This is a genomic window from Actinomyces faecalis, assembly GCF_013184985.2.
Lineage (GTDB): Bacteria > Actinomycetota > Actinomycetes > Actinomycetales > Actinomycetaceae > Actinomyces > Actinomyces faecalis.
The window spans coordinates 109,749-133,416 of the sequence record NZ_CP063418.1 but is presented as its reverse complement, the minus strand read 5'-3'; the positions used below and the strand labels follow the sequence as shown (position 1 = coordinate 133,416).

18 protein-coding genes and 3 tRNA genes are annotated in these 23,668 nt (G+C 68.7%); 10 read left to right on the top strand and 11 right to left on the bottom strand.

Annotated elements, in window-relative coordinates; translation table 11 throughout:
* The first annotated feature begins 21 nt into the window (after positions 1-21).
* Together HRL51_RS00550 and HRL51_RS00545 are read left to right on the top strand one after the other, a co-directional pair.
* On the top strand, positions 22-1,347 hold the full coding sequence (locus HRL51_RS00550) for a MalY/PatB family protein (protein WP_172192861.1): 1,326 nt from the start codon (positions 22-24) through the stop codon (positions 1,345-1,347).
* A gap of 79 nt (positions 1,348-1,426) precedes the next feature.
* Entirely contained in the window at positions 1,427-2,635 is a 1,209-nt protein-coding gene (locus HRL51_RS00545; protein WP_172120576.1) for a PLP-dependent transferase, read from the top strand.
* Between the two features lie 34 nt (positions 2,636-2,669).
* Here the strand turns inward: HRL51_RS00545 and HRL51_RS00540 are convergent, their stop codons facing one another.
* The 7 genes from HRL51_RS00540 to HRL51_RS00510 all read right to left on the bottom strand — a co-directional run bounded on the left by HRL51_RS00540 (position 2,670) and on the right by HRL51_RS00510 (position 7,854).
* Positions 2,670-4,115 (bottom strand): GuaB1 family IMP dehydrogenase-related protein, encoded by a 1,446-nt coding sequence (locus tag HRL51_RS00540; RefSeq protein WP_172192863.1) that lies wholly within the window; start codon positions 4,113-4,115, stop codon positions 2,670-2,672.
* 404 nt (positions 4,116-4,519) lie between these two features.
* Positions 4,520-4,595, bottom strand: a tRNA-Arg gene (locus tag HRL51_RS00535).
* A 512-nt stretch (positions 4,596-5,107) separates the two neighbouring features.
* Positions 5,108-5,515 (bottom strand): helix-turn-helix domain-containing protein, encoded by a 408-nt coding sequence (locus HRL51_RS00530; protein ID WP_172192865.1) that lies wholly within the window; start codon positions 5,513-5,515, stop codon positions 5,108-5,110.
* A 328-nt stretch (positions 5,516-5,843) separates the two neighbouring features.
* Positions 5,844-5,930 (bottom strand) — tRNA-Ser (locus HRL51_RS00525).
* 36 nt (positions 5,931-5,966) lie between these two features.
* Positions 5,967-6,170 carry a hypothetical protein gene (locus HRL51_RS00520; RefSeq protein ID WP_172192729.1) on the bottom strand — a complete coding sequence of 68 codons (204 nt, stop codon included), beginning with the start codon at positions 6,168-6,170 and terminating at the stop codon, positions 5,967-5,969.
* Positions 6,171-6,253: 83 nt separating this feature from the next.
* A tRNA-Ser gene (locus HRL51_RS00515) sits at positions 6,254-6,339 on the bottom strand.
* A 165-nt stretch (positions 6,340-6,504) separates the two neighbouring features.
* On the bottom strand, positions 6,505-7,854 hold the full coding sequence (locus HRL51_RS00510) for an AGE family epimerase/isomerase (RefSeq protein WP_172120579.1): 1,350 nt from the start codon (positions 7,852-7,854) through the stop codon (positions 6,505-6,507).
* Between the two features lie 172 nt (positions 7,855-8,026).
* On the opposite strand from HRL51_RS00510, the gene HRL51_RS00505 reads away from it, so the two are divergent.
* From HRL51_RS00505 to HRL51_RS00485, 5 genes are all read left to right on the top strand, one after another.
* Positions 8,027-9,271 (top strand): ROK family transcriptional regulator, encoded by a 1,245-nt coding sequence (locus tag HRL51_RS00505; protein ID WP_172120580.1) that lies wholly within the window; start codon positions 8,027-8,029, stop codon positions 9,269-9,271.
* A 140-nt stretch (positions 9,272-9,411) separates the two neighbouring features.
* On the top strand, positions 9,412-10,785 hold the full coding sequence (locus HRL51_RS00500; RefSeq protein WP_235954276.1) for an extracellular solute-binding protein: 1,374 nt from the start codon (positions 9,412-9,414) through the stop codon (positions 10,783-10,785).
* Positions 10,785-11,714 (top strand): carbohydrate ABC transporter permease, encoded by a 930-nt coding sequence (locus HRL51_RS00495; RefSeq protein ID WP_235954282.1) that lies wholly within the window; start codon positions 10,785-10,787, stop codon positions 11,712-11,714. The genes HRL51_RS00500 and HRL51_RS00495 overlap by 1 nt, the downstream gene beginning before the upstream one ends.
* Before the next feature lies 1 nt (position 11,715).
* Positions 11,716-12,564, top strand: coding sequence for a carbohydrate ABC transporter permease (locus HRL51_RS00490; protein WP_235954302.1), 849 nt, complete (start codon positions 11,716-11,718; stop codon positions 12,562-12,564).
* A 15-nt stretch (positions 12,565-12,579) separates the two neighbouring features.
* Entirely contained in the window at positions 12,580-15,603 is a 3,024-nt protein-coding gene (locus HRL51_RS00485) for an alpha-mannosidase (protein ID WP_172192867.1), read from the top strand.
* Positions 15,604-15,708: 105 nt separating this feature from the next.
* On the opposite strand, the gene HRL51_RS00480 is transcribed toward HRL51_RS00485, so the two are convergent.
* The 3 genes from HRL51_RS00480 to serS are packed head-to-tail and all read right to left on the bottom strand — an operon-like array spanning position 15,709 to position 19,427.
* Positions 15,709-17,091 carry an extracellular solute-binding protein gene (locus HRL51_RS00480; RefSeq protein WP_172120582.1) on the bottom strand — a complete coding sequence of 461 codons (1,383 nt, stop codon included), beginning with the start codon at positions 17,089-17,091 and terminating at the stop codon, positions 15,709-15,711.
* Positions 17,085-18,146 (bottom strand): HAD family hydrolase, encoded by a 1,062-nt coding sequence (locus HRL51_RS00475; protein WP_172192869.1) that lies wholly within the window; start codon positions 18,144-18,146, stop codon positions 17,085-17,087. Before HRL51_RS00475 ends, HRL51_RS00480 begins: the two co-directional genes overlap by 7 nt.
* Positions 18,147-18,152: 6 nt before the next feature.
* On the bottom strand, positions 18,153-19,427 hold the full coding sequence (gene serS, locus HRL51_RS00470) for a serine--tRNA ligase (RefSeq protein WP_172120584.1): 1,275 nt from the start codon (positions 19,425-19,427) through the stop codon (positions 18,153-18,155).
* Between the two features lie 219 nt (positions 19,428-19,646).
* Here serS and HRL51_RS00465 point away from each other — a divergent pair, with 219 nt between their 5' ends.
* Both HRL51_RS00465 and HRL51_RS00460 read left to right on the top strand, forming a co-directional pair.
* Positions 19,647-20,591 (top strand): LysR substrate-binding domain-containing protein, encoded by a 945-nt coding sequence (locus tag HRL51_RS00465; RefSeq protein ID WP_172120585.1) that lies wholly within the window; start codon positions 19,647-19,649, stop codon positions 20,589-20,591.
* 9 nt (positions 20,592-20,600) lie between these two features.
* Positions 20,601-21,710, top strand: a complete 1,110-nt coding sequence (locus HRL51_RS00460) for a diacylglycerol/lipid kinase family protein (RefSeq protein ID WP_172120586.1) — start codon at positions 20,601-20,603, stop codon at positions 21,708-21,710.
* Between the two features lie 28 nt (positions 21,711-21,738).
* Here HRL51_RS00460 and pheA read toward each other — a convergent pair whose 3' ends face one another.
* The gene (gene pheA / locus HRL51_RS00455; RefSeq protein ID WP_172120587.1) at positions 21,739-22,701 is read right to left on the bottom strand and encodes a prephenate dehydratase; all 963 of its coding nucleotides are present in this window, start codon (positions 22,699-22,701) and stop codon (positions 21,739-21,741) included.
* 50 nt (positions 22,702-22,751) lie between these two features.
* Between pheA and HRL51_RS00450 the strand changes: the two genes are divergently transcribed.
* Entirely contained in the window at positions 22,752-23,648 is an 897-nt protein-coding gene (locus HRL51_RS00450; protein WP_244960192.1) for a fructosamine kinase family protein, read from the top strand.
* Positions 23,649-23,668: the final 20 nt, after the last annotated feature.

Below are 23,668 nucleotides of genomic sequence, written 5' to 3'. Positions count from 1 at the left end.
CGACTCCCAGGACCTACGCACATGCCTGCCCTCACTGACTTCTCTGACCTCGGAAGCGTCGTCGACCCCTACTGTCCGATCGGCACCACGCTTCCCGGCTCCTCCTTCTCTCAGTTCGACCTCGTCCACGACCGCACCGGCACCTCCAGCCTCAAGTGGGACTTTGCCGCCGAACGCGGCCGTCCTGCCGGAGTGCTCCCCCTATGGGTAGCAGACATGGACCACCAGGTGGCCCCGGGCATCACCAGTGCCCTGCTGTGGCGGGTGCGTCACGGGATCTTCGGTTACACCGAGACCGACGCCGCCTATGACGCCGCTGTGACCTCATGGTTCGCGCGCCGCTACGACTGGCAGGTCGAGGCGTCGTGGAACGTCGTCACCCCCGGCGTCGTCCCGGCCCTGGCCCTGGCGGTACGGGCTCTGACCGCTCCCGGCGACGCCGTCGTCATCGAGGAGCCCGTGTACTACCCGTTCAGGGAGGTCATCGAGGACAACGGTCGAGTCGTCGCCCCGGCCCCGCTGGTACGCGGTGACGACGGTTCCTACCGCCGCGACATGCAGGCCCTGGAGCGCACGCTGCGCACCAGCGGCGCCAAGGTGCTGCTGCTATGCAACCCGCACAACCCCGTGGGGCGGGTGTGGAGCAGGACCGAGCTGGAGGACCTGGCCGAGATCGCCAGGCGCTACGACCTCACGGTGGTCTCTGACGAGATCCACGCCGACCTCGCCCTTCCCGGGCACCGGACTACCCCCTTCGCCTCGCTGTCCCCGGACGCGGCCGCCCGCACGATCGCCTGCACCTCGCCGTCGAAGTCCTTCAACCTCGCAGGGCTGCAGGTGGCCAACATCCTCATTCCCAGCGAGCGGCTGCGCAAGGCCTTCCGCGCCGAGCTGGCCGCCGTGGGCTACTCCCAGCCCAACGCCCTGGGACTGACCGCCTGCCAGGCCGCCTACGAGAGCGGGGACGCCTGGCTCGACGAGCTGCGCGGCCACCTCGCCGCGGCCCGCGACCACGTGGCTGAGCGTCTCGCAGCCGTGCCGGGAGTCAGCGTCGCTCCCTGCGAGGGCACCTACCTGCTGTGGCTGGACTGCCACGGGCTGCTGGACCTCGCCGGCCTGGAGCCCAGCGAGCTCGACGAGGTCATGCTGGAGGAGGCGGGGCTGTGGCTGGACGACGGGGCGATCTTCGGCGCAGGAGGCGAAGGCTTTACCCGCATCAACATCGCCTGCCCGCGGGCCACGCTCGACCAGGCCCTGGACCGCCTGGAGGCCGGCGTCACCGCCCTGCTCGCCCGTCAGTCCCACCGCGCCCGGGCCGAGGCGCTCGCCCCTGCCCGCGCCGCCTGACCCCCACCCCGCCCGACTGTCACGGACACCGCCGGGCACCGCCGTCGTCCACCCACCTGACACGAAGAGAGCACGTGCTATGACCATCCGCCCTGAGGACTCCAACCCCGCCTACGACGACCGCTCCGCCACGCGCGCCGTTCCCATCCACCACCACCCCTCCACCTCGACGGGCCCGGACACCTCGGCCTGGGGCCTGGACACCGTACTCGCGCACGTCGGCACCGGCACCGACCCGGCCACCGGCGCCATCACGACCCCGATCCACCTGTCCACCGCCTTCGGCCACCCAGGACTGCGCCAGTCCACGGGCTACGACTACACGCGGACCGCCTCGCCCACCCGCGACGTCCTCCAGGACGCGCTGGCCCGGCTCGACGGCGCAGCGGCCAGCTTCGTCACCTCCTCGGGCATGGCCGCCGTCCAGCTGGCGGTCGAGACCCTGGCACCCTTCGGGTCACGCGTCGTGGCGCTGGAGGACCTGTACGGCGGGACCTTCCGCTACCTCCAGGTCCTGGCAGAAGCCGGCGCCTACGAGGTCGACTTCGTCTACGGGCAGGCGGAGCTGGCCGAGGCGCTGAGCCGCCCAGCCTCCCTGGTCCTCATCGAGACCCCCACCAACCCGATGATGGAGTGCTACGACGTCGCCGCTACCGCCCGGCTCGCCCACGAGGCCGGGGCCCTGCTCGCCGTCGACAACACCTTCTACACCCCTGCTGTCCTGCGCCCGCTGGACGAGGGCGCGGACGTGGCGATCTACTCCGCCACCAAGTACCTCGGCGGGCACAACGACGTCATGGCTGGTGTGGTCTCCGTGGCCGACCCGGCGCTCGGTGAGCGCCTGCAGTACCGGCTCAACACCACAGGCGCCACGCTAGGACCCTTCGACTCCTTCCTGCTGCTGCGCGGGCTGAAGACCCTGTCCCTGCGCATGGCACGGCACGAGGCCAACGCCAAGGAGGTCGTGGCCTTCCTGGAGAAGTCACCGCACGTCACCCGTGTGCTCTACCCGGGGCACTCAGGCATGGTGTCCTTCGACCTCGCCGAGGACGTGGACATCGCCGCCTTCCTGGGGGCGGTCCAGGTCTTCACCTTCGCCGAGTCGCTGGGCGGGGTGGAGTCGCTGGTCACCTGTCCGAGCGTGCAGACCCACGCCGACGTCCCTCCCGCCACCCGCGCACGCTACGGCCTGACAGACCGCCTGCTGCGGCTGAGCGTGGGGATCGAGGACCCCTCGGACCTGGTGGAGGACCTGCGTCAGGCCTTCGAGGCCAGCGCACGCGGCTGAGGAGCGGCGGTCTCGAAGGCCTGACGGGCCGAGCTCACCAGCTGACCGGAACCGGCGCTCCCTCGCGGTAGCCGGAGGCCGACTGCAGCCCGACGACGGCCCGCTCACGGAACTCAGCGATCGAGCCGGCCCCCGCATAGGTGAAGGAGGACCGCACGCCGGCGATGATGTTGTCGATGAGGTCCTCCACCCCCGGGCGCTGGGGATCAAGGTACATGCGGCCGGCGGAGATGCCCTCCTCAAACAGGGCCTTGCGGGCGCGGTCAAAGGGGTCCTCCCCCTCGGTACGCGTGGTGACGGCCCGCTTGGAGGCCATGCCGAAGGACTCCTTGTAGGCGCGGCCATCGGCGTCGTGCTGGATGTCCCCGGGAGACTCGTAGGTGCCTGCGAACCAGGAGCCAATCATGACGTTGGAGGCACCGGCGGCCAGGGCCAGGGCGACGTCGCGGGGGTGGCGGACCCCGCCGTCGGCCCACACGTGCGCACCCAGGGCAGCGGCAGCCTGCGAGCACTCCAGGACGGCGGAGAACTGTGGTCGGCCGACGCCGGTCTGCATACGGGTGGTGCACATGGCGCCCGGGCCCACGCCGACCTTGACGATCGAGGCGCCGGCCTCAACCAGGTCACGCACGCCATCCGCTGAGACGACGTTGCCGGCAGCGATCGGGAAACCGGTCGGCAGCGCCGAGCGGACGGCGGCGACGGCGTCCATCATGCGGTCCTGGTGCCCGTGGGCGGTGTCGACGACGATGACGTCCACACCTGCCGCGACGAGCTCAGCCGCCTTGCCCGCCGGGTCGCCGTTCATGCCGATCGCCGCGCCGACGCGCAGGCGCCCGGAGTCATCGACGGCAGGGGCGTAGATGGTCGAGCGCACAGCACCTGAGCGCGTGAGGAGGCCGACGAGCTCGCCGTCGGCTCCGACGACCGGGGCCAGCTTGCGGCGGGCGACGCGCAGACGGTCAAAGGCCTCACGTGAGTCGATCCCTGCCGGCAGGGTCAGCAGCTCGGTGGCCATGACCTCACGAACCTGCGTGAAGCGGTCCACTCCGGAGACGTCGTTGAGGTCCACCATGCCGACAGGGCGGTTGGTGACCGGGTCGACGACGACCGCCGCACCGTGAGAGCGCTTGGGGATGAGGCCCAGTGCGTAGCCGCAGGTGTGGTGCGGCTTGACGGTGACCGGGGTGTCGTAGACGAGGTGGGCGGCCTTGACCTGGGCAACAGTGTCAACGACGACGTCAACAGGGATGTCCTGGGGGATGATCGTCAGTCCGCCACGGCGGGCGACGGTCTCAGCCATGCGCTTGCCAGCGACGGCGGTCATGTTGGCCACGACCAGCGGGATCGTGGTGCCCGTGGCGTCGTCCGTCGTCAGGTCCACGCCGGTACGTGATCCGACGCTGGAGCGCGAGGGGACCATGAAGACGTCGTCGTAGGTCAGGTCGAAGGTCGGCCGGAGGCCGTTAAGAAACTTCACCAGGGGAGTCTAGCCAGCAGGCTGGACCGGCCTGTCTGCATTGGCGGCGTGTATCCATGTCATCGCGGCGTGCGTGTGTTGTGAAGGCGTACCTGAGAGCGTCCTCAGGTACGCCCCCTCGATACAAGCACGCCTTCACCACCCACATACACGCCGTCAATCACCCACCTCTCAGGGATATGACACTGATGGACATATTTCGACTAGGCATGCCGACTCCTCCCTCTCTCACCGTTGGAGGGGAGCACAGCAGTGGCAGCTAGAGGACTTGGACGCGGTGGCTCTAGCGCTTGGCACGACGCCGTGGGCGCTGACCCAGCCTGCAGCGGGCGATGAGTGGGCTCCGGCGCTGCCGGGAATGGAAAAAGCCCCGCGCCCGACTGTGGTAGCCGAGGGCGGGGCTTTGGTGCGCCAGAAGGGATTCGAACCCCCAACCTTCTGATCCGTAGTCAGATGCTCTATCCGTTGAGCTACTGGCGCATGTCGTTTCCGACAGGCAGAAACGATACTCAGCCTCCCTCACGAGGCCAAATCCTCAGCCCGTGAGGATCGGCACAACCCAGCCCGGAGTGTGGCACAGCACGGGACTGTCACGATTGACACCAATTTTTCCGCCGCGTTCTCCGAGCGCCATCACGGTCCTGAGAAACGCCTTCGTTCCAACGATCCCCAGCGAGGTCAGCCAAGCCGGCCGAGAGGCCAGAGAAGATTGGTGTCAATCGTGACAGGAGCGAGCACGTCCCCACACAGCCCGACCATCGCTACCGGGAACCGATCCCCACCCAGTCCCGCCATCCCGCAACGGGATGCAAAAATCCTCGGAATCCGGGAGATTCCGAGGATTGTCGGCGGTGATGGGGGGAATCGAACTCCCGAGGGGTTTTATCCCCAACCTTCTTAGCAGGAAGGCACACTAGGCCAGTAAAACCGCAGAATCACGCCAAACGGCACCCCGAAAAGGGGTCTACTGCAGCCATTCGGTCACGGTTTCCTCAAGGGGGCGGGAGGAGCCAGGCCGCCTTCGCGATCTGGGAGACGCGCCCCTTGGTGATGCCCATCAGGGTGGCCACGTCCTGCATGGTCAGCCCCTGGGCAAGCAGGTCCGTCACGGCGCGAGCCTGGGTGGTTCGGGCTCTGACGCGGGCCGCCTCGGCGACGTCCTGGGCGGTGCGGGCGGTGTCGGCCACCTCGCGCAGCGGCCCGGCCACCTGCAGCTCGACGGTGGCGTCGGCCAGGGCGGGGTCGCCCTCTTCCTCGGCCATGATGGCGACGACGCCGCGCGCCATGTCCAGGGCCTCAGTGAGGGTGCGTCCCTGGGTGTACTGGGTGGTTCCTGCGACGGGGACCTCGACGGCCCACCAGGAGCCGGAGCGTGTGGCGGTGGCCTGGATGGTGGTCACTGGTTCTCCTCCGCCTTACGGATGACGGCCCGGGCAGTCATCTCGTTGATCTCCTTGTGTCGCGGGACGATGAGCAGCGTGGTACCGATGCGGACCTTGCTGTGGCTGCCCGTTACCTTGTTGGTGGTCGCGGGATGAGGCCCGCGACCACCAACAAGGTAACGGGCCTGAACTGAACGTCCCAGACGACCTGCCCGCTCTTCAGGCGGCGGGGCTTAGGAGTGATGGCCACGGCGTTCTCCTTGCTACAGAGGAGCGGCTGCCCCTCCCCTGTAGCAACGGAGTCCGACATTAATGCCGGATCGTTGGAATCCTGCGGATTCCTCGGCGGAGATGGGGAGATTCGAACTCCCGAGGGGTTTTATCCCCAACCTTCTTAGCAGGAAGGCGCACTAGGCCACTATGCGACATCTCCAAGGCCTGGTAGGCAGCATGAGGTTACCCCAGATCGTCAGGCAGCAGCAAAGCGCCTTGCCCTCACCCGGCGTGATCTTCCTCCAGCCCACCAGGCCACAGCCCGGCGGAGGGCCGTCACGAGGCACAGCCCTTCCTCACTCACCTTCTCCGCCGCCTCGGGCGAGATGATGGCGAGGACAGTGTCGACGGCGTCGGCCAGCATGGCGAGACAGACGACCACGCCGAGAACGGCGATCAATAGAACGGGAACCTCCGGACAGGCGGAAGGGGCGGCGTCAGCCCCAGGCTCTCGCGGAGATGACGCCACCCCTTCGGTTCTCGCGGAGAGAGGGGGATTCGAACCCCCGGTACGCCAGGCGTACAGCGGTTTTCAAGACCGCCACATTCGGCCGCTCTGTCATCTCTCCATCGGCCCTGACAGGCCGGTGCCGACACTACCATCGCCGATCCAGCCGCCACGAACAGGCACGCAGGAAGCCCTCAAGGCACTAGGACGACGGCGCAGGCCGCCACCGCTGACGGGCGACGGTGGCGGCCGGACCTGCTAATCAGGCCGCCACCGTAGACATTCGTCAGCCCCTGCTGAACAGCCCGCGACGACGGCCGCTCTGGGCACTGACCGGGATGGTGGTCGCCGGGTCGTCCAGGCGTCCCTCAGCCAGAGCCTGACCCATCGCCGGCCACACAGGCAGACGGGACATGAGCGTCATCTGCAGCGCGTGGTAGATGTCCGGATGGCCCTCCCAGGTACGGGTCGAGGGCTGGTTGGACTGGTCCAGCTCGTGGGTCCACACACCCGGCGCCTCGATGAGGTACTGCTCGGCGTAGTCAATCCAGGAGCGGTAGCAGTGCTCGTAGTGCTCGACCTCGATCTCACCGCGCCCGTCGTCGAGCAGGGCCCGACGGATCGCCGCAGCCGCGCTCACGCCCTCGCACACGACCCAGTGCATGCGCTCGTGCACCACCGGCTCACCGGTGAAGTCCGTGGTGTAGACGAACCCGGGGCCACCGTCCACGCGCCAGCCGTCCACGCGAGCCCTCTCGAAGAGCTCCTCGGCGGCGTCGAGCATCCACTCGGGCACCGGCAGCGAGCGGTTGATTAGTGCCGAGCGGGCCTGGACAGTCAGGCGTGACCACTCCAGGCCGTGGCCAGGCGTCACGCCGTAGGGGCGGAAGGGGTGAGCCGGCTGCTCCTTGTTGTAGTCCAGCACCGGCTGCCACGAGGCGTCATAGTGCTCAGGCAGTCGCCAGTCGTTAGCGCGCGCCTGACGGTTGACGGCGAAGTCGATGATCTGGACGGCGCGGTTGAGCCACTTGACGTCGCCGCTCACGTCAGCAGCCGCCAGGTAGGCCTCAACGGTGTGCATCGCGGCGTTGATGCCGCGGTAGCGCTCGGGGTCAGTGAAGTCAGCGGCGAAGGACTCGATCGGCATGTGGTAGGCCTCGTCCCACCAGCGCTTGTCCTGCATCGCCATCGCGTCGCGCAGCAGCTCCTGGGCACCCGGGCGGTCAGCCGCGGTCGCAGTCGCCGCCGCGAGCATGACGAAGGCGTTCTGGTAGCACTCCTTACGCTGGTTCGCGTCCACGGGCACGCCGTGCCCGTCCTCGTCCAGCTCGTGACGTACGGCCGAGTGCCACCCGCCGTGCTCGTAGTCCCGCAGGACCTTGGACAGGGCCCGTACACCGTGGTCGGCGTAGCGACGGCACCCGGGAACGCCCATGAGGGCACCGAGTGAGAAGGCAAAGGTCATGCGACCAGTGATCCACAGCTCGACCGGGTGGCTCGTGTCGAGCGTGCCGTCAGAACCGATCCAGCCGAATCCTGCCGGCACGCACGCAGCGCGCCCGTAGCGCAGCAGCGCGTGCGTCTCCTCAGCCAGCCAGCGGTTGTGCTCCGGCGCGCCAAACCATCCCAGTCCCATGAGTCCTCCTCGACTTCGCATTGCTCGCGGGGTCGCCGACACGACGCCTTCATGCTGAACAGTAACTCAGCCATGCATGATCTCGACCTCAGACAGACAGGGCACAATAGGACCCACACCAAGGTGTGAGGATGCACCGCATCGCTCCCCGTAACCAGGAGCAGCCAGGAAGATGACCAGGGAACCCCACAGCCCTCCCCGTCAGGCGGAGGTCAATCGCTCACTGGTTCTGGACACGATCCGCCACGCTGAGAGCCTCACCCGTGCCGATATCGTGCGCCTCACCCACCTGTCACCACAGACGGTCTCCAATGTGGTGCGGTACCTGCTCAAGCACGACCTCGTCCTGGAGACCGGGACCGTGGCCCCAGAGGGACGCGGACGTCCTGGCACGACCATCCAGCTCAACCCGCACGGACGCTTCGCCGTCGGCGTGCACGTCGACCCCTCGGCACTCGAGGTCGTCGCCGTCGACCTGCGCGGGAACCTTCTGTACGAGCACTACCAGCCTCTTCCCTTTCCGGACAACCCCTCCCGGTCCCTGACCGAGATCGCCGCACAGACCGAGAAGGCGATCGCCCGTACCAACCAGCCTCGGGAACGGATGCTGGGAATCGGCATCGCGACCCCCGGCCCCATCGAGGACGGGCGCATGACGCGCCCACCCCTGCTGCCCTCCTGGCAGGACTTCCCCCTCAGGTCGCGGCTCGCCCACCTCACGCGCTCGCCGACCTTGCTGGACAAGGACGTCAACGCTGCCGCCCAGGCCCACCTGTGGCGCCGGCCCACCACGCCGGGCACCGGTTCCGACAGCTTCATGTTCCTGTACATCGGGGCCGGAGTCGCACTCACCGCCGTCCTTGACGGGCAGGTGTGGCGCGGCCGCAGCGGCAACGCCGGCGAGGCTGGCCACCTGTCCGGCAGCTCCTGCGGATTGCCCTGCCCCTGCGGCCAGCGCGGCTGCCTTGGCGTCAGCCTCGGCGAGAAGGAGATGATCGAGCATGCACGCACGCTCGGGCTTCACCTACCCGGAGACCTCCTCGACCCTAGCCCGGAAGGGAAGCGCGCGATCTTCGCCCGGTTGCTCGAACTCGCTGAGCAAGGCGAAGCCGTTGCCCAGCACGTCCTATCCCAGGCCGCGGACGTCATCGTCCGCGTCACGACCGTGCTCTCCGAGCTGCTCGAGCTCGACACCCTGGTCATCGGCGGCCCACGCTGGCCGGTCATGCAGAAGCAGATGGAGCCCCTGCTCAACCTGCCCTTGTCCCAACGGGTCTTCTACGGTGAGCACCGCCCGATCCACGCCATCTCCTCCCCTCTGGGAGCACGCGACGCCGCGACCGGAGCCGCCTGCCTGGTCCTGGCTGAGACCTACTCCGCCGGAGCTCGGCGCCTCCAGCCGCCGCCGGCACACTGAGGCTCACGACGACCACCGTGAGTGTCCGACAGTTTGCCTCACGTCACGTGAAAGGGTTGACAGGATTTTATCAAAGCGCTGTAGTTAATTGCGTCACGTACCGCCGCTGGCGGACATCACAGGCGCAAAGGAGCTCCGATATGACTACTCGCCGTCCTCTCATGATGAGCCGCAGGACCCTGCTCACCGCAGCCGGCGTCACTGCGCTCGGTGCCACGCTCGCCGCCTGCGGCGCAGGCTCGTCCTCCCGCTCCGAGTCGAGGCTGCGCGTCGTCTACCAGAAGACCGCAGCCTTCTTCCAGCTCGAGGACCTCATGACCAAGGCCAAGGAGGAGTTCGAGGCCGCCAACAGCGACGTCACCATCGAGCTGGTGCCGATCGAGGCTGAGCAGGACCAGTACTTCACCAAGCTCGCCCTCATGAACGGCTCGGACGACACCGCGCCTGACGTCATGTACGAGGACGCCTTCCAGATCCGCACCGACGCCGCTGCCGGCTACCTGCTCCCCATCGACGAGTACGTGGCCGACTGGGCCGACTGGGAGCAGTTCATGGACTCCGTCAAGGAGGCCGGCAAGGGAGAGGACGACAAGCTCTACGGCGTGTCCATGGGCACCGACACGCGTGCCATCTACTTCAACAAGAAGATCTTCGCCGAGGTCGGCCTGCCGCAGGACTGGCAGCCAACCACCTGGGAGGAGATCCTTGAGGCGGCTCGCACCATCAAGGCCAAGAAGCCGGACGTCATCCCCCTCAACATGTATGTCGCCAAGGCGGTGGGCGAGGGCACCTCGATGCAGTCCTTCGAGATGCTGCTCTACGGCACCGACGACACCCTCTACGACACGGACGCCAAGAAGTGGGTCACCGGCTCCCAGGGCTTCAAGGACTCCCTGGAGTTCCTACAGACCATCTACTCCGAGGGTCTCGGCCCCGAGCTGGACCAGGCGCTGGACGTCAACATCGGCAGCCGCGTGTCCACCGAGCTGCTGCCGGAGGGCAAGCTGGCGATGGCCGTCGACGGCTCCTGGATGCCCGGCGGCTGGATCTCCGGGGAGAACGCCTGGCCCGAGTGGGAGGAGACCATCGGGCTGGCCAAGATGCCGACCCAGAACGGCCAGGGCGACGGCTTCACCTCGATGTCAGGTGGATGGACCCTGGCAATCGGCTCCAAGACCAAGAACGCCAAGGCTGCCTTCGACTTCATCTCGATCGCGCTGAACAAGGAGAACTCGCTGAAGTACGACACGGAGAACTCTCAGATCGCCGTGCGCAAGGACGTGGCTGAGGACGAGGCCTACCTGTCCTTCAACCCCTCCTTCGAGTTCTTCTCCGGCTGCGTGGACTTCACCCACTTCCGGCCCTCCACGCCGGACTACTCGCAGATCTCGGGCAACATCCAGATCGCCTGCGAGGACGTCGCTACCCAGGCCTCCACACCGGAGGAGGCCACCAAGGCCTATGACGAGGGCCTGGTCCAGATCGTCGGCGACGACATGACCCAGGAGGCCTGATGACTCAGCCGGCAACCGCCGGCCCGACGGCGGGGACCACCCTGGCTCCCCGCCGTCGCCATGCCGGCAGAACCTTGCTCCGGGAGCTTCCGCTCCTCCCCGCCTTCATCCTGCTCGCGTTCTTTATGCTCGGGCCGATCCTCTACGCCCTCTACGGCTCGCTGACTAACCGGACCATCAGCGGCTACCGGGCAGCAGCACCCCAGTTCGTCGGGCTGGACAACTACGTCACCCTCTTCACAGACCCCAACTTCGTCAAGTCGGTCCTGCTGACCACGCTCTTCCTCTTCGCCTCAGCGCTCGTAGGGCAGAACGTGCTCGGTATGTTCGTGGCCGTGCTCATGCGCCACTGCCCCAAGCCCGTGGCCTCCGTCGTCGGCGCCACGATCGTGGGCGCCTGGGTCATGCCGGAGATCGTGGCCGCCTTCGCCTGCTACGCCTTCTTCTCCTCCAAGGGCACGCTCAACTCGATCCTGGCCACGGTAGGGCTCAGCGGCCCGAAGTGGCTTCTCACCTTCCCGATGCTGTCCGTCATCCTGGCCAACATCTGGCGTGGCACAGCGTTCTCCATGATGAACTACGACGCGGCCCTCGCTGAGGTCCCGCCTGAGGTCAAGGAGTCCGCCCAGATCGACGGCGCCAACGCCGTCCAGACCTTCTTCCGCATCTCACTGCCCATGATCCGCCGGACGGTCGCCACCAACCTCATGCTCACCACCCTTCAGACCCTGGGCGTCTTCACCCTGATCTGGGTCATGACCGGCGGCGGCCCCGGCACGGACTCGGCGACGCTGCCGGTACTGGCCTACCAGGAGGCCTTCAAGTTCTCCCAGGTCGGCTACGGCACCGCCATCGCCACCGTCACCCTCGTGGTGGGCGCCCTCTTCTCCATCGTCTACATGCGCGTCCTCAAGCCGGAGGTGGACTGACATGAGTGCCTCCATGTCCCTGGCCTCGCCGCGCAAGCGAGGGGCCAGGATCGCTGCCACCACGACCATGGTGCTGATCGGCATCATCTTCCTCCTGCCGCTGGCGTGGATCGTCCTGGCCAGCATGGACGACAAGGCCACTCTCAGCGTGCGACTGCCCCAGGTATGGACCGCAGAGAACTTCACCGAGATCCTCAACCCGACCGACACCTTCCGGCCGCTGTGGAACTCTGCGGTGATCTCCCTGGGCACCGCGGCCCTGACCGTGGTGGTGGCGATCCTGGCCGCCTACCCTCTTTCGCGCTACTGCCTGAGGTTCAACAAGGGCTTCATGTACACCGTGCTCTTCGGTACCTGTCTGCCCATCACCGCCATGATGGTGCCGGTCTACACGCTCTTCGTCTCCTTCAAGCTGCTGGACTCCCTGCCGGGAACGATCGCGTTCATGGCGGCCACGTCCCTGCCCATGGCGATCTGGATGATGAAGAACTTCATGGACTCCGTTCCCGTCTCCCTGGAGGAGGCCTCCTGGGTGGACGGCGCGTCCTCGATGAAGGCGCTGTGGCGCATCGTCGTGCCCCTGATGAAGCCGGGTATCGCCGTCGTCTTCATCTTCGTGTTCACCGGCGCGTGGGGGAACTTCTTCGTCCCCTTCATCCTCCTGTTCTCCCCGGAGAACCAGCCGGCAGCCGTCGCCATCTACAACTTCTTCGGGACCAACGGTTCCATCGCCTACGGCAAGCTGGCCGCCTTCTCCATCATCTACTCACTGCCCGTACTCCTCCTCTACGTCATCACTCAGCTGCGCTCCGGCAACGGCTTCGCCATGTCCGGCGCTGTCAAGGGCTGACACGAAAGGTTCACCATGCACCGCAACCCGCTGCTGACCGAGCAGCGCGCCCGCCGTATGCTCGACGAGCGCATCCAGAACGCCATCTACGTCGAGTCCGTGCCGCTGAGCCTGAGGGCCTGGTCCGTCGCGGACGAGCCGGTCCCCTTCGAGGAGGCCGTCAGCCAGGACTACCAGCCCTTCGCCGTGGGGGACACCTGGGGACTACCGTGGCGAACCACCTGGATCCACGCCACCGGTACCGTCCCTGAGGGCTGGCGCACACGCCCCGACCACGAGGTAGAGCTCGTCATCGACCTGGGCTTCTCCGACGCCGGCCCCGGCTTCCAGGCCGAGGGACTGGTCCGCCACACCGACGGCTCAGCGGTCAAAGGTATCCACCCCCGCAACCAGGCGGTGCGCTGGACCGAGGAGCCAGACGAGATCGACGTCTACATCGAGGCCGCCTCCAACCCCACCGTCACCTCAGACGGCTACGCCCCGACCATGCTCGGGCGCATGGAGACCTCGGGCACCGACCCGATCTACACCCTGCGCCGAGTCGACGTCGCCCTGCGCGACCTCACGGTGTGGGACCTGGCCCAGGACCTGACGGTGCTGCTTGAGCTCGCGGACGAGCTCCCGCCCACCTCCACGCGCCGCGCCAAGATCGACGTGGCTCTGGAAAAGGCGATCGACGCCCTCGACCCCCGTCATATCGCTGCCACCGCTGGTGCTGCCCGCGCCGAGCTGGAGGGGGTGCTGGCGTCCCCGGCCAACGCCTCGGCCCACCACGTCATGGCGACCGGACACGCCCACATCGACTCCGCCTGGCTGTGGCCGGTGCGCGAGACCAAGCGCAAGTGCGTGCGTACCTTCTCCTCGGTCCTCAACCTCATGGACCAGGACCCGGACTACGTCTTCGCCTGCTCCTCGGCCCAGCAGTACCTGTGGGTCAAGCAGACCCAGCCCGAGCTCTACGAACGCATGAAGAAGCGTATCGCCGAGGGGCGCTTCATCCCGGTGGGCGGCATGTGGCTGGAGTCGGACACCAACATGCCCGGCTCCGAGGCCCTGGCTCGCCAGATGATCGAGGGCAAGCAGTTCTTCATCGACGAGTTCGGCGTCGAGACCCAGGACGTGTGGCTGCCCGACTCCTTCGGCTACACCGGCTCCCTGCCCCAGATCATCCGGGCCGCAGGCTCACGCTGGTTCCTGTCACAGAAGCTGTCCTGGAACGACACGGACAAGATGCCCCACCACACCTTCGACTGGGAGGGCATCGACGGATCCCGCGTCCTGGCGCACTTCCCACCAGTCGACACCTACAACTCGCGCCTGTCCGTCGCTGAGATGCGCCACGCGGAGGAGAACTTCGCCGAGAAGGGCGTCGCGAGCTCCTCGATCGCCCCCTTCGGCTGGGGGGACGGCGGCGGGGGCCCGACCCGCGAAATGCTCGCCGCCGGCCACCGGCTGGAGAACCTCGAGGGCTCCCCCACGGTGGAGATCGCCAGTCCCAACGCCTTCTTCCAGCGCACCGAGGAGGAGCTCACCCACCGTCCGGTGTGGAGCGGTGAGATGTACCTGGAGTTCCACCGGGGTACCTACACCTCCCAGCTGCGCACCAAGCAGGGCAACCGTCGCAGCGAGCACCTGCTGCGCGAGGCCGAGCTGTGGGCTGCCACCGCTGCCGTTCGCGAGGGTGCCGAGTACCCCTATGAGGTCCTCAAGGACTGCTGGCGCACGGTGCTGCGCAACCAGTTCCACGACATCCTGCCCGGCTCGTGCATCGGCTGGGTCTATGACCGGGTTGAGGAGGAGTACCGACAGGTCGCCTCCGACCTGGAGGAGGTCATCGCCACGGCAGCCACGACGCTGGTCGGCCAGGGCTCGACGCCGCTGCTCCTCAACGCCGCCCCCGCGGCGGTTGACGGCGTCGCCTCGCTGGCCGTGGCCCCGGCCGAGGTTCCCGGTGAGAGCGTCAGCGCCACCCAGGAGGGCCAGTCCACGGTCCTGGACAACGGTCGGCTGCGCGTGACCATCGACTCCCGCGGTCTGCTCACCTCCGTGCTCGACCTGGAGGCCGGGCGCGAGGTCCTCACCCCCGGTACCACCGGCGGCCTGCTCCAGCTCCACCACGACGCCCCGCGCCAGTGGGACGCCTGGGACATCGACCCTGAGTACCGCAACACGGTGGAGGACGCCACCAACGTCTCTGATCTGGCACTGACCCAGGACGGGGCGGACGCCGTCATCACCCTGTCCCGCACGGTCGGGGAGGCCTCGACGCTGCGCGAGGAGATCCGGCTACGGCCGGGCTCCAAGCAGGTCGAGCTGCGCTTCGACGTCGACTGGCACGAGCGAATGAAGCTGCTCAAGCTCGCCTTCCCCGTTGACGTCATGGCAGCGGTGTCCACCTCGGAGATGCAGTTCGGTCACGTCGAGCGACCCACCCACCAGAACACCTCGTGGGACGCGGCACGCTACGAGATCTGCGCCCACCGCTGGATCCACGTGGGCGAGCAGGGGTACGGCGTCGCAGTCCTCAATGACTCGACCTACGGCCACGACGTCACCAGGGACCTGGACGAGGCGGGCAACCCCTCGACGACGGTGCGGCTGTCCCTGGTACGCGCGCCCCTCTTCCCGGACCCCGAGGCCGACCAGGGTCGCCACGTGATGCGCGTGGCCCTGCGGCCGGGCGCCTCGATCGACGACGCGGTCACCGAGGGCTACGCCTTCAACCTGCCCGTGCGCACCGTGGAGGGCGACCACGCCGTCGAGCCGCTGGTCGACGTCACCGGGCAGGGCGTCGTCGTCGAGGCCGTCAAGCTCGCCGAGGACCGTTCAGGGGACGTCATCGTGCGTCTGTACGAGTCCCTGGGGGCCCGTACCCGGGCCACCGTCACAGCCGGCTTCGAGGCCACGGGCGTCGTCGCCACGGACCTGCTCGAACGCGAGGTCGACGACGTCACGCTGTCCACCACGACGCAGGACGGCCTGTCCACGACCTTCCAGATGCGCCCGTTCCAGATCATCACCCTGAGGATCGCTCGCTGACGCTCACCACCAGACGGTGAGTGAAGGGGCCGGCTGACTTTCCGATCAGCCGGCCCCTTCACCCACTCAGCCCGCTGCGGCACCACGTGAACCTTCGCAGAGTCGCTACTGCTCGCCGTCGGCCTCGGGCTCGGTGCCTAGACCGGTCTCCGCCCGGCCCAGGGCGGTAGCGGCATCGGCGTCTCCTGCTGCCCACGCGGCGAGAGCCTGGTGGAGCGCCTTCATCTGCTCAGCCGGGAGGAGCTCGCCGCTGTCAAGACGGAGCAGCGACTGACGCGACTGCAGGACCTGCGAAGCACGCTGTACGACGGCGGACCCCGTCGCAGCCGCGTCCACGCCGTGGTGGGCACTGGCTCCCGTTCTCAGCGCGGCATAGGCCTGCGCCCACTGTGCGCTCGTCAGGTAGCTCATCACCGCGTCAGCGCCCTGACCGGAGCGCACCATCACCAGGAAGTCAGCACTGGCTACCGAGGCTGTCTCCTCGCCCCTGCCTCCGGAAGGAGTAGGGAAGGCTGACAGGTCGCCGTCTGCCACGACCCCGTCCGTCAACAGGGCCTCAAGAGAGGACGGCGCGTGAAGCATGAGGCACTGACCGTCCACGAGCTGCTCAACCGCCTGCTGCGGCGTCGTCGTGAGCGCAGCCTGCCGCCCACCGGCGACGTGCCCGTCCGTCAGCAGCAGCGTGCCGAGCGCGTCCAGGGCAGCCACCGCGTCAGCGGAGTCCACAGGCTCCTCTCCCGAGGTCCACTGGTCATAGGCGACAGGGCCGCTGAGCTGCACCAGCGCGTCGGCCAGCCATCCAGTCAACTGGCTGCCTTCCGCCTCGGATCCCTCCAGGCTCAGGCACCACGGTGCCACGTCACCGTCCGGGAAGTCGTCCACCACCTGCGTGGTCAGAGAGAGCATCTGCTCCCAGGTCTGCGGAACCTCGTAACCCAGCCGGGTGAAGGTCTGGGGCGGGTACCAGACCAGAGAGTCCAGGCTGGCCGTCAGCGGTGCGGCGTACAGGACGCCGTCGACGGTTCCGGCCTCGGCCCACACCCGGTCCCAACCCAGCTCGACGTTGGCACCCACGGCCTGAGGCACCTGCCGCACCAGCCCCTGGTCCACCACAGAGGGCAGGACCCCGGCCTCAGGCAGGAGCGCCAGGTCCGCCTGCAGGTCTCCCTGCTCCAGAGCGCTGACGACGTCCTCAACCTCGACCACCTCCACGTCCACACCCGTGCACCGTGAGAGCCGCTCCAAGGAGGCCTGCATGGCCTGGGCACCTACCCAGGAGCGCTGCACAGCGACCATGACCGCGGTCCCTGCGGGAAAGGATCCGTACTCCTTGGTCAGCTCAGTCAGCTCGGCGCACACGGAGGAGGTCGCGCTCGCCTGAGCCCGCGGCGTCTCCGGCTCGGAGGAGCAGGCCGCCAGACAGGCCGAGCCGAGAGCAAACGTCGTCGCAACCGCCAGGAGACGACGTCCCAGGACCTTGCTCAGCACGCTGCTCGCTTCCTCTCCACGACGGCGTCCAGCACCGCCGCGCACCCGTCACGCCACACCGGCTCGGTCCCCATGGCGGCGACCTGGGCCACCTCCTGCGGCGCGCTTCCCATCGCCACTCCGGCGCCAGCCCAGCTGAGCATCTCGATGTCGTTGGTGCCGTCGCCTACGGCCAGAGCGTGGTCCGAGTCCGTCCCCAGGCGCTCAGCCAGGGTCTGGAGGGCAGAAGCCTTGGTCACGCCCTCCGGGGCGACGTCGAGCCACGCGGTCCAGCCGATGGCGTACTCCACCGAGTGCAGCCCGGAACCGGCTACCAGGGCGCTGAACTCCTCCACGCCCATCCCCGGCGCCCGCAGGATGACACGGGTGACGGGACGTGAGCACAGCTCGTCGAGCGTCGCCAGGGTCTGCTCCTCAATGAGCTCCCCCTCGGGGAAGAGCCGAGTGGTGCGGAACCCGGCGTCCAGGTCCTCCACGGCGATGATGCCGTCCGGCACGGCCTGGGTCAGCGTCCGGATCGCCGGTGTCGGGTCAAAGGTCACCGAGTCCACCACACGGTAGCCGCCCGGTGCGGTCGGGTCCATGCGAAGAGTCAGCGCACCGTTGGCGCAGACCATCCAGCCGTCCGTCAGCCCCACGTGGCGCGCCACGGGCAGCGCGGCCTGGATACCGCGCCCTGTGGAGATGACCACCTGGGCGCCGTAGTGCCGCATCCTGGCGATCGAGGTCATCATCCTCTCCGAGACGCGCCCGTCCATGTCCAGGATCGTGCCGTCCACGTCGAGCGCGACGATGAGCCGGGGGTCAGCAACCAGGCGGTCGCGACCAGGGTCTAGCCGGTCCAGGTCCTCCATGCGCTCACGCACCAGGGCGTGGTAGGCGTCATGCCCCAGGGGGACGGGACGTTCGTGCCCACGCAGGTACTCCCACGAGCCACCCAGCGGCTGCTCGCCGTCGGGCTCCTGCTGGGCCGGGGCGCTGAAGACCGGGGAGGTCCCCACCGGCAGGGCGGAGCTGTCCTCCTCGTGATGCCGATGATCCGTCACTGCGGTCATCGTCCCTTAGGAGCGCGGGGTGATGACCTCGAGGCCACCCATGTAGGGACGCAGCCCCTCGGGCACGACGACGGTGCCGTCAGCCTGCTGGTTGTTCTCCAGCAGCGCCACGATCCAGCGAGTGGTGGCCAGCGTCCCGTTGAGGGTCGCGACCGGTGAGGTCCGGCCGTCGCGGCGCTCACGGATCTGCAGGCGGCGCGCCTGGTAGGTCGTGCAGTTCGAGGTCGAGGTGACCTCCATCCAGCGGTTCTGTGTGGGTAGCCAGGCCTCGCAGTCGAACTTGCGGGCCGCAGAGGACCCCAGGTCCCCGGCCGCGGTGTCGATGACGCGGTAGGGCAGACCGACGAGGTGGAGCATCTCCTCCTCCATGGCCAGCAGGCGCTCGTGCTCGGCCGCGGCGTCCTCGGGACGCACGTAGGCGAACATCTCCGCCTTGTTGAACTGGTGGACGCGGATGATGCCGCGAGTGTCCTTTCCTGCGGCTCCCGCCTCACGTCGGTAGCAGGTGGACCAGCCCAGGTAACGCTTGGGACCGTCCTCCAGGTCCAGGATCTCGTCGGTGTGGTAGCCGGCCAGCGCTACCTCGGAGGTCCCAGTGAGGTAGAGGTCGTCGGCAGGCAGGTAGTAGATCTCGTCCGAGTGCAGACCGAGGAAGCCGGTGCCGCCCATGACCTGCGGGGAGACGAGGGTCGGCGTCGTCATCGGCACGAAGCCGTGCTCGGTCGCCTTGTCCAGCGCCGCGGTCATCAGCGCCAGCTCCAGGCGCATGCCCGCACCCTTGAGGTAGTAGAAGCGCGATCCGGAGACCTTGGCACCCCGCGTGGTGTCAATGACGTCCAGGCCCTCGCCCAGGGCCAGGTGGTCAGCCGGCTCAAAGCCCTCGGCCGTGAAGTCGCGCGGGGTCGGACCCTCGTGGCGCAGCACCACGTAGTCCTCCTCACCCCCGCAGGGCGCGCCCTCGATGACGTTCTGGAACTGGTGGGCCAGCTCGTCCAGGGTGGAGGCGGCCTCCTCGGACTGGGCCTGCGCGCCACGCACGCGCTCCGCAAGGTCCTTAGCGCTAGCCAGAGCGGCCTCGCGCTCCTCGGGGGAGGAGGCCTGACCGACGGACCGAGAGACGACCTTCTGCTCCGCCCGCAGCGACTCGAAGGTGGCGAGCGTGCTACGACGGGCCTCGTCAGCGACGATGATGCGGTCGACAAGGTCGACGTCGGCGCCTCGTGCTCGCTGGCTGTCACGGTAACGCTCTGGGTTCTCGCGGAGGTCGCGCAGGTCGATCATGAGTCCGAGTGTAGCCAGCGGCCCTCTCAGGGCGCCGAGGCGCCCGTACCGGCAGACGAGCCAGGCGCCGAGCCGGCACGAGATCATCGTCACTGATAGTGAGCGGCTTTGGCGTGCGCCAATCGATGCCATATAATTAATAGCGATCTATTAATCGCGATCGACAAGCAGAACCCCTCGGTCTCGTCAGACCCGGTCACCCTCAGCACCAGGACAGCCATGACCACTTCTCTCCCCTCCTTCTCGCAGCTGCGCGCCTTCGTCGCCCTGTGCGACCACCAGCACTTCGGTGAGGCTGCAGTCACGCTCGGCGTCAGCCAGCCCAGCCTCTCCCAGGCCATCACGGCGCTGGAGCGGCGCGTGGGCGGCGAGCTGGTCGAGCGCACGACACGCAGGGTCCTGGTCACCCCCCTGGGCGAGACGCTCCTGCCCTACGCCCGCGAGGCCGTCCTCGCCGCCGAGTCCTTCAGCGAGGCCGTCACCACCCAGGGTGCAGCCCTGAGCGGCGCGATGCGCCTGGGCATGATCCCGACCCTCGCCCCCTACCTGGCCCCCGTCGTCATCGACGACCTGCCTCAGGAGATCCCCCAGCTCCAGCCCGAGCTACGTGAGATGGTCACCGGAGACCTGCTCGACCTGCTGGGTCAGGGCCGCCTTGACGCCGCTGTCCTCGCCATCGACGTCGATATCGACACCCACCGCACTTCCGTCATCCCGATGTATGACGAGCCGCTCGTCATCCTCGTCCCGCCCAGCCACTCCTGGGACGGACGTCACGACGTCTCCCCCGTCGAGCTCGACAACCAGCAGCTGCTCCTGCTGGACGAGGGCAACTGCCTGCGCGACCAGACCCTGGCCCTGTGCCAGCGTTACGGCTCCAACCCGCCTATCGCCGTCGCCACGACACTGCTGACCGTGGTCCAGATGGTCTCCCACAACGTCGGCGTCACCGTCCTTCCCGAGGGCGCGTTGCAGATGCTGGGAGGCGTCCCGCACGGCGTGGCCCGCTTCGGCGACGTCAACGCCGTGCGCCGGATGGGCCTGGTCTATCGCACCTCCTCCTCTCGCGGCGCCGACTTCACCCAGCTCGCACGTACCATCACGGGCCTGGCCCGTGACGCCGGCCTGCCACTGACCCCGGTCACGCCCGGCGGGGCCCGGTAGCCTCACTCCATGACGCAGCCCGGCGGGCTACCTCCCGCCTCCACCAGCCCGGCGCCCTCCCGCGCCGGGCTGGCCTGCGTCGTCGTCAATCCCTCCAAACCAGCCGTCACCCCAGGCCTGCGCACCGCCCTCGACCAGGCCCTGCAGGCGGCCGGCTACCACGAGCCCTTGTGGCTGGAGACCACACCCCGCGAGCCCGGGGCCACGCAGGCACGCCTGGCAGTCGCCTCCGGAGCCAGGCTCGTGGTCGCCGTCGGCGGCGACGGCACCGTGCGCGCCGTCGCCGCGGGGCTGGCAGGCACGCCGACCGAGCTCGGGATCATGCCCCTGGGCACCGCCAACCTCGCCGCCCGCAACCTCGGCCTGCCGGTCGGGAACCTGCCGGCACTCATGACCGCAGCCGTCTCCGGAGGGGCCGCGCCCACCGACCTGGCGTGGGTGAGCACCGACCCCGCGCCAGACCACGACCAGCCCGCCCCGCCGCACGGCTGGGCGCGCCCGACGCTCGGTTCCGAGCACGCCTGCCTCGTGGTCACGGGCATCGGCTTCGACGCCGGCCTGGTCGCCTCGACCCGCCCCGCGCTCAAGTCACGCCTGAAGTGGGGCGCCTACGTGCTAGCCGCCTTCAAGAACCTGTGGTCGCCACGCCTCGACATGCTGCTGAGCCTGGAGGAGACCAGCGCACCTCATGATCAGACCACCTCTCACGGCGGACGCCGTCCCTCTCAGAGCCGACGCCATCACGGGGTCGGCTCCGCGCGCCACCTGGAGCGTCTGACCGCCCGCTGCCTGCTCATCAGCAACGGCGGTCGCCTTCCTGCCGGTATCACGCTTCTGCCCCAAGCCGCGATGGACGACGGCGTCCTGGACGTGGCCGCTATCGACACCGTCGGCGGGCTGGCCGGCTGGACCTCCCTGGCCCGCCAGGTGCTGCCACCCTTCGCCGCGCGCTACTCCGACCCGCGTCGCGCGCTCGGGCGCGTGGTCCTAGGGCGCGGGAACGACGTCGTCGTTCACCTGAGCCAGCCGGCGATGGTGGAGGTGGACGGCGAGCTCCTGCCGCCCACCCGTCAGGTCCGGGTGCGGCTGGAGGCCGGGGCCGTCCTCATCCGCCGCTGAGCGTCACCGGCTGCGAGCCGGCCGGGTCTCAGAGGGTGCGTCCCTCCAGCACGTCAGCGACCCAGGAACGAGCCACCACGAAGTCCTTGTCGCTCGTGCCCGCCGGGACCACGACGGGACGGGCGTCCAGACGGGGGTAGGAGCCCAGGAAGCGCACCTGGGGACAGGTACGGTGCAGGCCGATCAGGGCGGCCTGCACCCTCTCCTCACGGATGTGGCCCTCGACGTCGATCGAGAAGCGGTAGCGCCCCAGCGCGTCACCCACCGGGCGGGACTCGATGCGCGAGAGGTTGATGCCTCGGGCGGAGAACTGCTCCAGCATGTCCAGCAGCGCACCGGAACGGTTGTGGGGCAGCTGGACCTGGAGGGTGGTCTTGTCCGCGCCGGTCGGTTCCCCCACGCGTCCGGGCCGGGCGACCTTGACGAAGCGGGTGACCGCGCCAGGATTGTCCGCCACGCCCCCGGCCAGCACCGTCAGCCCGTACTGCTCGGCCGCCAGGGGGTTGCACAGCACGGCCTGGTAGCCGAGCGCGGCCGCCTGCTCAGGGCCGGCTGCCGCCAGGGCCTTGGCCGGCGCCGAGGTCGACGTCCCGGCCACGTACACCGCCTCGGGCAGGTGGGTGTGGACCCAGCCACGGCACTGGGCCCAGGCGTGGGGGTGGGTGGAGATGCCACGTACCTCCTCCAGCCTCGTCCCCTCCAGCCCGGCCAGCACGAAGGTGATGGGTACCGCGACCTCGGCGGCGATCACGAGGGGAGCCCCGGCCACGAGGTTGTCCAGGGTGGCGTTGACCCCACCCTCGACGCTGTTCTCGATCGGTACCACGGCAGCCTCGACCGTGCGGTCACGGACGCGGTCCAGCGCCGTAGGCACGTCCTGGCACGGGTCCAGGGCGATCTCTCCCGGGGCCACCTGGCGCAGGGCCATCTCGCAGAAGGTTCCGGTGGGACCGAGGAAGGACCAGGTCGGGGCGGTGGTCGAGGTCGTCATAGCGTGAAGGGTATCGGCCGTTGCAGCCCGGGCCGTGCCAGGATTGCAGGGTGAGCACCTCGGCACCGTCACCGTCCCAGGCCTGGACCGGCCCCCTGGTCCGCAAGCACGACGAGAGCCCCGGCGCCACAGCCCTGGAGGCTCAGGGACTGCACTGGCTGGCCGAGGCGATGGACGACGGCGGAGCAGCGGTCGTGCCGGTACGCACGGGCCCGGGCTGGCTGGAGGAGCCGCGACTGACTGACGTCGGGGTCACCGCTCGCGCCGCGGAGGCGTTCGGGCGACGCCTGGCCCTCACCCACGCGGCCGGTGCGCCCGCCTTCGGCGCCGCTCCTCCCGGGTGGGACGGTCGCACCAGGATGGGCCGCTCCGACATCCGGCTGCGCCCGCACGCCCCCGAACCCGGTGACGCCCCCTCGCGGTCGTGGGGACGCTTCTACGCCGAGGACCGGATCGTTCCCTACATCCAGCCAGGCCGGGACAACGGCTCACTGACTCGCTCCGGAGCCACCCTGCTGGAGCGGGTGTGCTCTCGCCTGGTCGACGGCGACCTTGACTCCGACCAGCCGGCGCTCACGGTCCAGGCGGCGCGCGAGCGCGGCGCAAGGACCGCCGTCGCCCGCACGCACGGTGACCTGTGGACGGGTAACGTCCTGTGGGTGCCAGCCACGGAGGTAGCGGGAGACGGCCGCGTCGACGTCGTCGGGGTCCTCATCGACCCCATGGCCCACGGCGCGCACGCCGAGACGGACCTGGCGGCTCTCGGGGTCTTCGGCCAGCCCTACCTGGAGCGGATCGTGGCGGCCTATGACGAGGTCTCGCCGCTGGCGGCGGGGTGGCGGGAGCGTGTGGGGCTCCACCAGCTTCACATGCTGATGATCCACGTCTTCCTCTTCGGTGGCGGCTACGGAGTCCAGGCCGAGCAGGTCGCCCGGCGCTACGCCTGAGGCGAGCGTGGCGCGCCGGG